The organism is Rhizobium sp. RCC_161_2 (assembly GCF_041355235.1).
In the GTDB taxonomy this organism is placed as follows: Bacteria; Pseudomonadota; Alphaproteobacteria; order Rhizobiales; family Rhizobiaceae; genus Rhizobium.
This window is the reverse complement of sequence record NZ_JBFUPL010000001.1, coordinates 26,095-39,649: the sequence shown is the minus strand read 5'-3', so window position 1 is coordinate 39,649 and position 13,555 is coordinate 26,095. Positions and strand designations below refer to the sequence as shown.

Annotated in this window: 12 protein-coding genes; 5 read left to right on the top strand and 7 right to left on the bottom strand. The window is 58.6% G+C overall.

The annotated features are described in order from the left end of the window. From AB6803_RS00175 to AB6803_RS00155, 5 genes are all read left to right on the top strand, one after another. Entirely contained in the window at positions 1-918 is a 918-nt protein-coding gene (locus AB6803_RS00175) for a dihydrodipicolinate synthase family protein (RefSeq protein WP_371106957.1), read from the top strand. Between the two features lie 8 nt (positions 919-926). Next, complete coding sequence (locus tag AB6803_RS00170) at positions 927-1,943, top strand: ABC transporter ATP-binding protein (protein WP_371107675.1); 1,017 nt, start codon at positions 927-929, stop codon at positions 1,941-1,943. Next, positions 1,944-2,900, top strand: coding sequence for an ABC transporter ATP-binding protein (locus AB6803_RS00165; protein ID WP_371106956.1), 957 nt, complete (start codon positions 1,944-1,946; stop codon positions 2,898-2,900). 60 nt (positions 2,901-2,960) lie between these two features. Continuing rightward, positions 2,961-3,467: an N-acetyltransferase family protein gene (locus tag AB6803_RS00160; RefSeq protein WP_371106955.1), complete on the top strand. Its 507-nt coding sequence runs from the start codon at positions 2,961-2,963 to the stop codon at positions 3,465-3,467. Positions 3,468-3,863: 396 nt separating this feature from the next. Continuing rightward, positions 3,864-6,260, top strand: coding sequence for a hypothetical protein (locus tag AB6803_RS00155; RefSeq protein ID WP_371106954.1), 2,397 nt, complete (start codon positions 3,864-3,866; stop codon positions 6,258-6,260). 277 nt (positions 6,261-6,537) lie between these two features. Here the strand turns inward: AB6803_RS00155 and AB6803_RS00150 are convergent, their stop codons facing one another. From AB6803_RS00150 to AB6803_RS00120, 7 genes are all read right to left on the bottom strand, one after another. Beyond that, positions 6,538-7,365 (bottom strand): FkbM family methyltransferase, encoded by an 828-nt coding sequence (locus AB6803_RS00150; RefSeq protein ID WP_371106953.1) that lies wholly within the window; start codon positions 7,363-7,365, stop codon positions 6,538-6,540. 258 nt (positions 7,366-7,623) lie between these two features. Continuing rightward, positions 7,624-8,844 carry a DUF1501 domain-containing protein gene (locus tag AB6803_RS00145; protein ID WP_371106952.1) on the bottom strand — a complete coding sequence of 407 codons (1,221 nt, stop codon included), beginning with the start codon at positions 8,842-8,844 and terminating at the stop codon, positions 7,624-7,626. 2 nt (positions 8,845-8,846) lie between these two features. Further along, positions 8,847-10,322, bottom strand: coding sequence for a DUF1800 family protein (locus AB6803_RS00140; protein ID WP_371106951.1), 1,476 nt, complete (start codon positions 10,320-10,322; stop codon positions 8,847-8,849). Between the two features lie 74 nt (positions 10,323-10,396). Further along, complete coding sequence (locus AB6803_RS00135; RefSeq protein ID WP_371106950.1) at positions 10,397-10,846, bottom strand: periplasmic heavy metal sensor; 450 nt, start codon at positions 10,844-10,846, stop codon at positions 10,397-10,399. After that, positions 10,843-11,292: a hypothetical protein gene (locus tag AB6803_RS00130; RefSeq protein ID WP_371106949.1), complete on the bottom strand. Its 450-nt coding sequence runs from the start codon at positions 11,290-11,292 to the stop codon at positions 10,843-10,845. Before AB6803_RS00130 ends, AB6803_RS00135 begins: the two co-directional genes overlap by 4 nt. Continuing rightward, positions 11,285-11,863 (bottom strand): RNA polymerase sigma factor, encoded by a 579-nt coding sequence (locus AB6803_RS00125; protein WP_371106948.1) that lies wholly within the window; start codon positions 11,861-11,863, stop codon positions 11,285-11,287. Before AB6803_RS00125 ends, AB6803_RS00130 begins: the two co-directional genes overlap by 8 nt. Positions 11,864-12,104: 241 nt before the next feature. Further along, positions 12,105-13,520 carry a dipeptidase gene (locus tag AB6803_RS00120; protein ID WP_371106947.1) on the bottom strand — a complete coding sequence of 472 codons (1,416 nt, stop codon included), beginning with the start codon at positions 13,518-13,520 and terminating at the stop codon, positions 12,105-12,107. Positions 13,521-13,555 lie beyond the last annotated feature (35 nt).

Sequence of the window (13,555 nt, the reverse complement as noted above, 5' to 3'; positions counted from 1 at the left end):
ATGAGTAAATTCAAGGGTGTTGTTCCCCCCGTCGTCATACCGCTGAACGCGGACCTCACCGTCGACTACGCCTCCTATACGCGGGTGCTGGAACGTCTGATCGAGGCCGGCTGTCACGGCCTCTTCGTGCTCGGCTCGACGAGCGAGGTGATCTTTCATGACGAGAAGACCCGGCAGGAGATCATCGAGCACTCGGCCAAAGTGATCAACGGCCGCGTGCCGCTGATCGTCGGCGTCATCGATCCGACCACAGACCGCGTCATCAACCATGCGAAGATCGCCAAGGCGGCGGGCGCCGATGCGGTCGTCGTTACCGCCCCCTTCTATACCGTCACCAACCAGCCGGAGATCCTCGATCATTTCCGCTATATCCGCGACGCGGTCGACGTGCCGCTGATCGCCTATGACATCCCGGTCTGCGTGCATGTGAAGCTGCAACGCCAGACGACCGTCACGCTCGCCCGCGAAGGCACGATCATCGGGGTCAAGGATTCCAGTGGCCACGACGGCAATTTCCGCTACCTGCTGCTCGATCTCGCCGACCGGAAGGATATCTTCCTGATGACCGGCTCGGAGATCGTCGTCGACAATGCGCTGCTGATGGGCGCGCATGGCGTGGTACCCGGCATCGCCAATGTCGATCCGCACGGCTATGTCCGCCTCTGGGATGCCGCTCAACGTGGCGACTGGGTGGCTGCGCGCAAGGAGCAGGAGCGCCTCTGCCGGCTGTTCGAGATCGTCTGGGTGGCGCAGGGCCGGGTCAGCGGCGGCGCGTCCGGCATCGGCGCCTTCAAGGCGGCGATGAAGAGCCTGGGGATCATCGACACCGCGCTGATGCCGAGGCCACGCGCCGCCCTCAACGACGCCGAGACCGGCAAAATCAACGATATTTTGCGCGCCACCGGTCTGCTTGGCTGACGGTCATGATGCACCAGAGCGCCGGCACTATACTCGACATTAGAGGACTGCGGACGGTCTTCCGCCTCCGCTCCGGCGCAGTGACGGCGGTCGATGATCTCGACCTTACGATTGCGGCCGGCGAAACGCTGGCGCTGGTCGGCGAATCCGGCTCCGGCAAATCGGTGACCAGCCTTTCGGTGATCCGCCTGCTGGCGCGCGATATCGGCGCGATCGCGGCCGGCAGCATCCGGCTGAGGCGCAAGTCCGGCCAGGTCAGCGACCTCGTGCCGCTGGACGAGAAGGAGATGCGCTCAATCCGGGGCAGCGATATCGGCATGATCTTTCAGGAGCCGATGTCGAGCCTCAATCCAGTCTTTACCATCAGCGACCAGATTTCGGAGCCGATCCGCATCCATCGAGGAGCAAGTCGCAAGACGGCGATGGACGCGGCTGTCGGACTTCTCGATAGCGTGGGCATTCCCGATGCCCGACGTCGCGCCGGCCAATATCCGCATGAGCTTTCGGGCGGCATGCGCCAGCGTGCCACGATTGCCATGGCGCTCGCCTGCAATCCGACGCTGCTGATCGCCGACGAGCCGACGACGGCGCTCGACGTCACCATCCAGGCACAGATCCTCCACCTGTTGCGAACATTGCAGCGCGAACGCGGCATGGCCATGCTGTTCGTGACCCACAATCTCGGCGTGGTTGCCGAGATCGCCCATCGGGTGGCGGTCATGTATGCCGGCCGGATTGTCGAGACCGGGCCGGTGGGCGAGGTTTTTCGCAATCCGAGGCACCCCTACACCATGGGCCTGTTGGCCTCGATGCCGAGGCTTGGCGATGCCAGCCGCATGAAGCAGGCCGGCGAAAAGCTCGCCGCCATTCCCGGCGTGGTGCCCGGCCTCATGAATATGCCGGCCGGCTGCTCCTTCGCGCCGCGCTGCACGTTCGCGATCGACGCCTGTCGCGCCGCCGTGCCGCCGCTTGCCGTGGTCAATCCGCGCCATCAAAGCCGCTGTATCCGCTGGCAGGAGATCTAGATGAACGAGCCCCTGCTCTCCGTTCGCAATCTCGCGAAGCACTATACGACCCGCGGCACGAAGACCTCCGTCCTGCAGGATATCTCCTTCGAGATCGGCAGGGGCGAAGTGGTCGGCCTCGTGGGAGAATCCGGCAGCGGCAAGACGACGATCGGCCGCTCGGTCCTGCGCCTCATCGAACCCTCGGCAGGCAGCGTCCGCTTCGACGGCATGGACCTGACTACCCTTTCGGCATCGGCGATGCGGCGGATTCGGCCGCGCATGCAATACATTTTCCAGGACCCGTTCGCGAGCCTCTCGCCCCGCATGACGATCGGTGAAATCCTCACCGAGGGCCTGACGATCCAGGGTATCGGCACTTCGAAGGAGCGGCTAGATCGTGCTCAAAGCTCGCTCGAACAGGTGGACCTCCCGGCCGATGCCATCCATCGCTATGCCCATGAATTTTCCGGCGGCCAGCGCCAGCGCATCGGCATTGCGAGGGCGCTCACCCTCGCGCCGGATTTCCTGGTGGCCGACGAGCCGGTGTCGGCCCTCGACGTGTCGATCCAGGCGCAGGTCATCAACCTCTTGCGCGACCTGCAGCAGCGTCTCGGCCTCACTATGCTGTTCATTTCGCATGACCTCGCCGTCGTCGAATATATCTGCGACCGGATCATCGTGCTCTATCTCGGGCGCATCATGGAGATCGCGCCGAGCAGCGAGCTCTATGTCGCGCCGCAGCATCCCTATACGCGGGCCTTGCTGTCGGCGATCCCCTCGTCCTATCCGGACGCGCGGCGTGACCGACAGATCCTCAAAGGCGACATTCCGAGCCCCGCCAATCCGCCCAGCGGCTGCGTCTTTCGTACCCGCTGTCCCAACGCCCTGCCGGCCTGCGCCGACGTCGTGCCGGATCTCAGGGAAGTCTCGCCCGGCCATTTCAAGGCCTGCATCCGCGATGACCTCTCCGATTGAGGCGTTGCCTGCTCCCATTTCTGTCATCTATGGTACCGGAAGCGGCATGGGGAAACAGCATTGAGCGGAAAAGGGATAGTGATCAGGCACATCAGCGCCGATGAGTTCGATATCTTTCGGCGCATTCGCCTGGAGGCGCTTCGCGTCGAGCCGTCCTCCTTTGCAAGTAGCGCAGAGGACTGGGAGGTGCTGTCCGACGAGGAATGGCGCCGACGGCTGAGCGATCCCGTTTTCGTGGCGTTTCGAGATTATCAGCCTGTCGGCGTGATGGGCCTATTGCGTCAGCGATCCAGCAAGATGGCGCATCGCGCCACGCTGATCATGGTCTATGTGCGCAAAGATCTGCGAGGCACGGGTCTTGCGAAGGATCTCCTGGACACAGTGATTGCCTACGCGCTGAGGGAGGGCATCGTGCAGCTCGAACTGGTCGTCAGCGCGAAAAATCCGAAGGCAATCGGCTTCTATCGCCGGGAGGGCTTCTCCGAGATTGGCAGAATTCCCGGTGGCGTCCGCTACAACAGCAAGGAGATCGATGACATCATGATGGCACGACGGCTCACGGCTTGAGAATGCGCCCACCTGAGTGCCCGCCAGCTTCCGGTTATTTTGTCGATTCAGTTCACACCGGATCATAATTTATGGCATCAAAACCAAACAAACATACAAATGCTTTGTCTTGCAGTCCAAAGCATTTGTATGTTTGTTTGGTTTTATACTCTGCCTTATACGCGTCTAGCGTATAAAATTGACGTAAAACGGCTGGCATCGATGCGTCACTATATGAATATTTCATGCTGCAACCACGGCAGAGAATTACAGCTCTAATCGCAACTTCGCCCCTTTAAGCCACCTTCATGCAATTGCAATGAAGTCATTTCGCGCGATCCAATCCCAGATCTGACCAGATCACGGTGATCCCCGAACTGACCTATGCTTGCAGGCAAAATGATTGGGAGAACTTCAATGAAACCGTTCTTTTGGCTCAATCTACTTTTTTTGATTCCAGCTTCGGCATTCGCACAATCCGGACCTGTTATGGGGCCTCCGACTTCAACGATTGGAAACGTTGCGGTTTTCGGCAACACCACCGGTACACAGATCTTGGACGGAGGAAAATCTCTGCCGGGTGGTGCTATCGTCGGCACGACTGATACTCAGACCCTCTCGAACAAGACAATTTCGTATACCGCACCTGGTACGGGCGCCGTTGCATCGACGGTTGGCGGCAAACTCAGTCAGATCATAAATGCGGCTGATTTTGGTTTGGCGAACGATCCAAATTGCGCAACTGACGCTACCAGCGCGCTCCGAGCAGCCATCGCTGCCGCTGCAGGCAAGAAGCTCGTCCTTCCGGCGGGACAGTTCTGTCTGAACACCGCGACCAGCACTCTACAGATTAACAATGCCATGGAGATCGAAGGACAGGGCACAGGCACCACTCTCATTAAATGGAATGCACCGGCTGGTTCAAATTATGCGCCAACTTTTGATGTCTTGGCCATCGGTGTAACGGTGCACGATCTGGCTGTCGACGGCAATGCGGTAGTTGGGAACTATCTGGATTCCATCTACTACGGCGGCGTTGTTACGTCGCTAATGGCCCCGTGGGGTGAGGTAGCCTTTGTAATAGAAGGCGACAAATTTACCGGATACAACCTGAAGGTCAGCTCTGCGTTCTCCAACTGTATAGGCATCGGTAAGGTGACGGATGGGACAAAGTCCACTTTTGGAAGTCCTCAAAATGTAAATCTGAACAATATTTATACCGAATTTTGCGGCAGTGGCGTTGCAGCTGCGAACCAACCTATCCCGGGACATTCGGGCTTCGGTATCGACAACGGATCCGGGCAATATGTGAATATAAGCAACGTCATCGACAGGCAGTCTTATAGCAATTTCGGGAATGATATAGATACAGGCGCCGCAACAAATTGGACCAACGTCTGGGGATACTTTGCGCGTCATGATCCCGCCAACACTGGCGCACCTTCGAGTGGTTTCGGATTCTACAACGGATCTGCCGGCGGCACTTTTACCAATATCAACATCATATCACCGGATACTTTTGGTGTCTGGGCTGATGCCCATTCCTCACAAACATCGTGGAGCAATGTAACTGTACGTGGAGCGGGCCAGGAATGCCTAATAATCGGAGCGACATCCTCGAATTGGAGTGACGTTGAATGCCAGTCGCCATCGCAGTCAGCGATTGGAAGCTATGCAGCAGTCCGCATACGTACCGATCAACAATCATGCGATGCACAAGCAAACTGCGAGCCGCTGCCGATTTCCAATTTAAATATGAATAATCTCGTAGTCGAAGGGCAGACAAATACCATTGAACAGCAAACCTCACCTCCCACCTGGTCCTATGCAATCACCGCGACAGGGGGACCCAACAATGTGACAGGCGTCATCAATATGAATGCCGCTACGGGTTTGCAGGGACCTACTGCGTTCGTCATTGCTCCCACGGTTACCGGTCTGCTGATCAATCACAAGGAAGCTTTGACTCAATCTTTCGGGGATCAGAACATAGGTTCTCTATCGCCTTATAGATTCGCCTTTGACGGTCTGATGAATGTCAAGTCCGTTGGAGAGAACACGAGCTGGCAGTCTTCCGCATTCGGCGATTTCTCGAACAATGGTAGCTTATTTGTTTCTGATACGGCGACACCCTCCAAGAGGCTTGCCTTCGGTTGGGACCCGGTGAACAACATCAGCGTTATACAATCTGTCTATGCGTCTATTGCCGGAATGCCACTTGCACTCAACCCGTCAGGAGGCAGCGTTTATCTTGGGCAGCAGGCACTCACGCCCGCATCGTCTACCGGTTTTCCCTATATGGGAACAACTGCAGGCACCCCCACAGGAACTCCCATCATAGTTTCCGGAATGGCTCCATTTACCTTTGACGCGACGAACCGAAACTTCAATGTCTATAGCGGCGGCTGGCTGAAAATTCCAACCGTTACTGCGGCTGCCTCCGATATGCTTGCAGGAACGGCAAATCGATTGGTTCAGCCCTCTTCCATCAACGCCGCAGACGCCCCGGTAAATTTAACCGATGCTTCCAACATTGCCCTTAATTTTGCGACAGGTAAAAACTATTCGCTACCCCTTACGCTACCGGTAACAAATCTGAACAATCCGCAAAATGTCGTGCCAGGACGCACCGGATTCATTCGAGTGTCTCAAGATTCGACCGGAGGCAGAAGCGTAGTATTTGGTAATGCTTTTAAATTCTCGGGAGGAGTACCTTGCGTGGTCACATCAACACCCAATGCGGTTTCCTATATCCGTTGGTCCGCTTTTAGTTCCACGGAATTGAATACGGCGTGCGATCTGGATGTCAAATAGAAATAGAAATCTGTGGAGTAGCCCCCGAGCCCGATGCCATGTTCAATTGCAATACTGTGGGAGCGCACGGCGATGCAAGCGCTTGCAAAGCTGCTGTATTCTGGATTCTGGACAACAGGCAGGTTTGTTGTCTTGGCTTAGATCAACGCCGGTAAACAGCAAACAAAACGCGGCGCTTTTAGCAAAAATTCCGCCCAGGAAGCTTAGCAGACTACGGTGGTACAGATGATGAGCCGATATTATTCAACTGCTGCAGCCTTGTTAAACGCCTTCACGTTCAACTCGACAGACCTTGGCTAGCAAGCGCGCGCAACTCCTCATAAAGTCCCTTCAATTCTTTCTTAAATAGGAACAAATTAGCTGTCGGGACATTCTGCACTTCCGGATCCGCGATATCTCGAACTGAAAATAAACCATTATGCAAAATTAGATAAAATCCGAAATACTCATTCATTGGGAAACTATTCTTTATAAATGAGATATTCTCCTTAAATAAACTCCATATGTAATTCGGATGCACTTCAATTTCTAGAATTTTTGGTCGCAGAAGCTCATTGATGCTCTCTTTAATTAGCGCCGCTTCAAAACCTTCAATATCCATTTTGATCATGTCAAACGGGCCGAAAAACTCCCGCATTCGACCAATGGAAGCCTGAGTCACATCTAACGTTCCAATATTATGCAGCGAGACACCATCGCGCCCAAGGAGACCGGGACTTTCGGGATGCAAGTCGATCTTTGCAAGCTCCGGACCATCAATCGTGGAGCCGGCGGTGTGAAGCACAATAGCGCGATGGCCCAGATTGTTTGCACGCAAATTCTCGTTCGACGTTTGAACATTAAGCGGAAGCAAGTCCATACCGACGATCTTGCCTCCATCCGGGCAAGACGCTGCCATGATAGCTGTAAACAAACCCCATTGGGTTCCAATCTCCAGAATATTCGATGATACTTGAGCACAGCGATGAAGCACGTAAGCTTCGGCATTGACGTGTGTGATGGGTAAAGAAATATTACCGGTTCTCGGAGCCGACCCAAATGCCGGCAGAGTTATCGAAAGAGGGATATCGCCTACATTGAAACTGAAACTCCGCAAATCAGACATATGAATAACTAGCTCCCCACTGGATAACATGTTGAGATGAACGGAACATTCCATCTCAGGAATGTAACAAATACCTGAGTGCTCGACTGGGCTATTCATATTACGGCAAGGCTATACAGGATTGACCGATGCGCTTCTTTTGATGCTCAAAAGCCGCTCGGAAAAAGGTGATACAGGAGCTTACAGAAGCTGCTTCCTGATGGGCGGATTTCATTGATAGAGATTCTCCCACTCCCACGGCAATCAACCCCCAACCGCTCACGCAATCAAACCTTTCATCGGGGCCACGAAGCCCGATCCCGGAAAGACATCACGAGCCAATATGGCGGGGGAAGCGCCGAGCAGGTCGACGGCAATGCCCTTTATCACGGCTCGCAGGTCTGTCGTGGCGGCAAGATCGCGGCCGTCGCGCAGTTGCGCTTCCTTCAGGCCCGGCCAATCGGCAATGACGCGCCCGCCCTTGATCGCACCGCCAGCGAGGAAGGCTGTCGTGCCAGTGCCATGATCGGTGCCCTCCGTGCCGTTGATCCGCGCGGTGCGCCCGAATTCCGTCGCGACGACGATCGCGGTATCCTTCCAGCTTGGCCCGAGCTCCTGCTCGAAGGCGGCCAGCGAGTTGTCGAGGCCGGTTAGCAGCCGCGTCAGGCGGCCAATTTCCCCTGCATGCGTATCCCATCCTTCGAAGGCGAGCGCTGCGACACGCGGTCCGTCGTCCTGCGCGAGCAGGCGTGCCGCCCCTCTTGCCATCTGCTCCATCCCGGCGGGATCTCCCGGACCGCCTCGAGCTTTGACATCGACGCCAGCCGCAATCTTGCCCGTGGCGATGCCCTCGGCCAGTATGTTTGCGAAAAGAGGATCGGTATGGGTGTAGAGATCCATCAGGCGGGGTGGAAGGTCCGCACTGACGGGCTGCAGGCTCGACGGCGACCAGCCGAGTACCGGCGCCTTGCCGCGAATGACCAGCGGCGCATTCGCCCCGACGGCAAGTCCGCGGAGAATGGTGCTGTCGGGCGCGACCTTGTCGCCTTTCGGAAGACCTTCGAGCATGCGGTTCAGCCAGCCGGAGTCCACGCGGCCCGGCGTTTCATAGCCGGACTCCAGCACATCCTGGCCGTCGAAATGTGAACGGTCTCGATAGGACGTGGCGTTGGCATGGACGACGGCTGCCTGTCCCGCCCGATAAAGCCGGTTGAAATTGGGCATGGAGGGATGCAGGGCGAAGAAGCCGTCCAGCGGAAGGGCGGCATTAGGCCCGCTGGTCGTCATCGCGATCGACTGGCGGAGGGGTTCATAGTCGGGATCGCCGACCGGCGGGACTGCAGTCAAACCATCAAGGGCGCCGCGCAGGATGATGGTGATGAAGCGTGGGTCACGGCCACCGGCCGCATGGGCAAAGCGCGGAATGAAGGCCCAGGCGAACAAGGCGCCCGAAGCTCCGAGGACGGCACGGCGGGTGGGGGTTACGAGTTCACAGGTCATGATCAGCGCCTCTGAAATTCGGGGGAAAGATAGGCAATCGCAAGACCCTGGCTGCGGGTTTCCGCACGCGACACAGCCCGCAAGGTTTCGTCGGAAAGAAGCGGTCCGAGGCTGTCGGAGACAAAGCGACGGGGATCGACCTGCGGGGACGCCGCGTTGGCAATCGTGTTGGCGACATCCATTCGGGTGCTGAGCCCCTGGCCGGACGCCCAGGCGTCGACCGTGTCGGGAAACCCATTCGGTCCGGACGGCGCCCAGAACGGCTGGCCCATGGCGGCCAGGGCACCGACGATGACATTGGGTTTCGGCTTCTCGCCGCTGGCGCGCAAAAGCGCGATGACGTATTCGAGCGGCGACCGGATCTTGGCCAGTTTCGGGTCCCAAGCGTCGTCGGACCCTAGCAGCGCTAGATAGACCGCTGAGAGATCGCCGTCGGTCTTGGTGAATGTCGCGGAAAGCTTTTGAACGAGCGCCGGCCGCGGCGCGTCCGAAACGAAGTGGCGAACGAGTTTCACGGCGATATGCCTGGCCGTCGCCGGATGGCGCGAGAGGTCATGCAACGCCTCCCTGCCCTGACCGAAGCCATGGTCGGCATAGGTAAGCCCCAGAAGCGTCTGGTCGCCCGGCTCGTGGGCATTGGCATTGAAGGCAAAGGTGCCTGAAGGACCCAATGGCGATTGACCGCGCACAACCGTCCAGCCGGTGATGATCCTCGCAAGCGTGGTGACGTCGGCCTGCGTGTAACCGCCGTCCACACCGAGCGTGTGAAGTTCGAGCGTCTCGCGGGCGAGATTTTCGTTCAACCCGCGCTTTCCCTTTGCATTCGCCTTGGAATCCGGTCCGATCGACTGTCTATTGTCAAGGAAGGTCAGCATGGCGGGATGGGTCTCGACAGCCAGTAGCATGTCGGAGAAGCGTCCGAAGACATGCGGCCGGATGGCTTCCCGTTCGAATGCTCCAGCAAGAATATGGACTTCCTCCCCACTCGACGTCGAAACCGCGAAATGGTTTGCCCAAAACATTGCCAGGCGCTCGCCAAAGCCGATCAGCGGCTCATGGATGGTACCGTTGAAGCGTGCCTCGACCTCGGCCAGGAAAACCTGTTGCGGAAGATAGGGCGCGGCAGGTGGCGGTGGACCCATGGCTTTTGGCAGAGCCGACGGTTGGCCGGCTTTCATGTCGCCACCAGACCTTGACGGTTGCGGACCCTGGTTGGCCGTCATCGGCGTCGCGGCGACTGCGACCGGCTGTTCCCTTGCTTGTTTACGCTGCTCCTGAAAATCATAGAGAGCCACAAGAAGATCGGCGGTGGGTTTCAGCTCGACGCCCACAGGCACCGGCACGAAACGTTCGGTGATCTCTTCCCGCAACGCGCCGCGTGGGTCAGACGCTATGGCGGCGACGCCATTGCTGTCGGCGCCGAGCCCAAAGCGCGAAAGGGCGATTGCGGCATGAACGTCATTTGACGGTTGCGTCATGTCCTTACCAACTCCTGCGTCAACTATCCGTTTAAACGCAGGCAACCGGCCGATCCGTCGGCCGGCAAATGTGATCATTTTGCGGCAGCGGGTTTCGGGACGCTGCGGCGGATCAGGCTTTCCGCGAGCGCACGGCGCTCGTCATAAGATAGCGTGGCGGCAAAATCGACGGCACGCTGCTCGAGCTTCGCGCGCAAGGCCATATCGGCGTTGCGGGCTCTCGCCAGTGCCGCAGACAGCGCCTCGGCATCGAGGGTCGGCTGCCCCAGAAGGGAGGCCGCATCTATTTTCGCCTGCTGAGACTCCAGGACACTTGGCCGCTCCGTCTTGCGCGCATCACTGAGCGCCTGGCGGAAGGCTTTTTTCTGCCCGGAAGGAAGCTGCTCACCGGCCAGCGGCAGCGTCTCGACGTGGGTCTGCGTGCTGCTGATCCACGTCAGTCCCCCACCCGCCAAAGCGCCGATCAGGAAGGTGTTCAGCACCAATAGAGATAGGACGAATATCCGAAAGCAGCGTTCTGTCATTGCGTGTCCTGTGCAGTATTCACGTCGGTTCCGATATCACCGAAAACCGTGATGGTTTGGTCCGTGGCGATCGTCGTGTCGGAAGTTACGCTTGGTGCCAGAACCGCGATGGCAATGCTTCCCGCCAGCGCGCCGGCAATACCCACGCCAACGAGACCGATACCGGCGGAGGAAAAGCGAAACCATTTGCGCATCCGGGACCGGCGAGCAAATCGCGTGAGAATCCGATCCCCGAGACCGTCATTCCTGGCCTTCAGCGCATAGGCGTCGAGCAGGTGGTCCAGCCCGCCGGCGGCCGCGAGTGCGGATACTCCGGCAGGCATCTTTGCGAACGTCTCGGCCGAGGCTCGCTCCTCTTCTGGCCACCGATCGATCGTACCGCCATATGCCGCAGCCAGGGCGACAAATCGGTCGGCACTCATGGCCGTCTCGACATATTCAGTCATCGATCCGCTCCTTCAACAACAGCGTTTGCAGCGAGCGCCTTCCGCGCGCGAGCAGGCTTTCCAATGCGTCCACGCTGATCTCCATGATCCCGGCCGCCTCCGCGTTCGACATCGCCTGATAGTAAACCAGAATGATCGCCTCCCGCTGGCGCGGCGCGATCATCTGCATGGCCCGTTCCACGCGCTTGCCCGGATCGTCTTCGCTCAACAGGCCAGCATCCGGCGCGGGACCCTCATAGGGGACATCGGGCGGATCCTCGGCGAGCACATGCTTGCGGCGGCGCAGGCGGTCATAGCAGAGATTGATCGCGACGCGGTGGATCCAGGTGCTGAAGCGCGCATTGCGCTGCCGCCAGCCGCCGGCGTTGCGCCAGACACGCAGGAATGTTTCCTGCGCCACATCCTCGGCCTCATTGGCGTCACCGAGCACGCGTGTCGCGACAGCCAGAATGCGCGGCAACTGCCGCGATATCAGGGCGCGGGTTGCCTTGACATCACCGGCCGCGACGCGGCCAAGCAGATCCTCGTCCGGATCACCGTTTTTGGGTGAGCGATCCTCGTTCATTGCCAATCGCCGCCATCCGAGTTTCGCGCGACGTCCCCATAGCACGCCTGCTCCTCGCCGATGACAAGGGCTTCGAGCCCATCGATCAAATCCGGCGACCTCACGCCATATGCTTGCGATATCTCCGACAGGCCGGTCTTTTCCTTCAAAAGCGAATGGACGCATTTCGGCTTTAACGGCTGACCGACAAAAATCCGTCGGTCGCACTCTGTCAATTTTCAGGAAGGCGTAAGCCACGCCCTCGAGATCAAGACGCCGCTTGTTCGATCTCGCAAAAGGAAGCGAGGATGCGGACCCAGGACCGAATGCCCTTATGAAAGCTCGAAAGGTCGTATTTCTCGTTCGGGCTGTGAACTCGATTGTCGAAGCGGGCGAACCCCACCAAAAGAGCATCGCAGCCGAGGTGACGCCTGAACTCACCGACGATCGGGATGGAACCGCCGGTACCGGCAAGGGCTGCCTTGCGCTGCCATTCGACGGTGAGCGCTTCCAGCGTCTTGCGCAAAAACGGGCTGTCGAGTGGCATGGTGGTGGCGGGCGACAACCCATATTCCTTGAAGCTGACCGAGCAGTCAGCTGGAACACGCGCCCGGACATGGGCCTGGAATGCGTCGCGGATGGCAACCGGATCCTGGCCCTCGACCAGGCGGAAAGAAATCTTGGCATTCGCTTTTGCCGGGATGACCGTCTTGAAGCCGTCACCGGTATAGCCGCCGCTCATGCCGTTGATCTCGCAACTCGGCCGAGCCCAGACCTGCTCGAGGATCGAGCGGTCCTTCTCTCCTGCGGGGATCGAAAGGCCGACGTCGCGCAGGAAGCCATCCTCATCGAAGGGCAGGCTTTTCCACTGCGCCTTGACGGCCTCGGGCAATTCCCGGACGCCATCATAAAAGCCGGTAATCGCCACGCCGCCATCCGGCGTGCGCAGGCTGGCAACGATCTCCGACAGCACCTGTAGCGCATTGCGCGCGGCATTGCCGAACATGCCCGAATGAAGATCGCGATCGGCGCAGATGATTTCGATTTCCTGACTGACGATGCCGCGAAGCATCGTCGTCACAGCCGGCGTATCGCGGTCCCACATGTCGGTATCGCAGACCAGCACCGTATCGGCGGCAAGTTCGGACGCGGTTTTATCCAGAAACGGAGCAAGGCTCGGGCTGCCGGCCTCTTCCTCCCCTTCGAAGAGGATGCTGACCTTAATCGGCAGCGTTCCGGTCACGGATTTCCACGCGCGGCAGGCCTCGACGAAGGTCATCAGCTGTCCCTTGTCGTCGGAGGCGCCGCGCGCGACGATTGCCGTGTCTCCATTTTCCAGCGGCTGCAGCACCGGTTCGAAAGGGTCGGTCGTCCAAAGCGGCAGCGGATCGACCGGCTGGACGTCATAATGGCCATAGAAGAGAACATGCGGCCCGCCGGCCCGTTTTTCATGGCCGACGACCATCGGATGGCCGCTGGTGTCACGTACCGATGCATCGAAGCCAATCGTGGCCAGATCGCTTGAAAGCCATTCGGCGGCCCGGCGGCAATCATCCCGGTAAGCGGGATCGGTGGAGACGCTGGGGATGCGGATGAGATCGAACAGCCGTTGCAGGCTCTGATCCATTGTCTGATCGACATGAGAAAGCACGGCTTCGATCTGATCGTTGGTGGGCTTTGGCATTTGGGCATTCCTGGCTGTGGAAAAGCGGCATTTGC

Coding starts and splice junctions, on each gene's coding strand:
- AB6803_RS00150 (WP_371106953.1), bottom strand. CDS start 7,365: ATGTCTGATTTGCGGAGTTTCAGTTTCAATGTAGGCGATATCCCTCTT.
- AB6803_RS00170 (WP_371107675.1), top strand. CDS start 927: ATGCACCAGAGCGCCGGCACTATACTCGACATTAGAGGACTGCGGACG.
- AB6803_RS00165 (WP_371106956.1), top strand. CDS start 1,944: ATGAACGAGCCCCTGCTCTCCGTTCGCAATCTCGCGAAGCACTATACG.
- AB6803_RS00155 (WP_371106954.1), top strand. CDS start 3,864: ATGAAACCGTTCTTTTGGCTCAATCTACTTTTTTTGATTCCAGCTTCG.
- AB6803_RS00135 (WP_371106950.1), bottom strand. CDS start 10,846: ATGACAGAACGCTGCTTTCGGATATTCGTCCTATCTCTATTGGTGCTG.
- AB6803_RS00130 (WP_371106949.1), bottom strand. CDS start 11,292: ATGACTGAATATGTCGAGACGGCCATGAGTGCCGACCGATTTGTCGCC.
- AB6803_RS00145 (WP_371106952.1), bottom strand. CDS start 8,844: ATGACCTGTGAACTCGTAACCCCCACCCGCCGTGCCGTCCTCGGAGCT.
- AB6803_RS00140 (WP_371106951.1), bottom strand. CDS start 10,322: ATGACGCAACCGTCAAATGACGTTCATGCCGCAATCGCCCTTTCGCGC.
- AB6803_RS00120 (WP_371106947.1), bottom strand. CDS start 13,520: ATGCCAAAGCCCACCAACGATCAGATCGAAGCCGTGCTTTCTCATGTC.
- AB6803_RS00175 (WP_371106957.1), top strand. CDS start 1: ATGAGTAAATTCAAGGGTGTTGTTCCCCCCGTCGTCATACCGCTGAAC.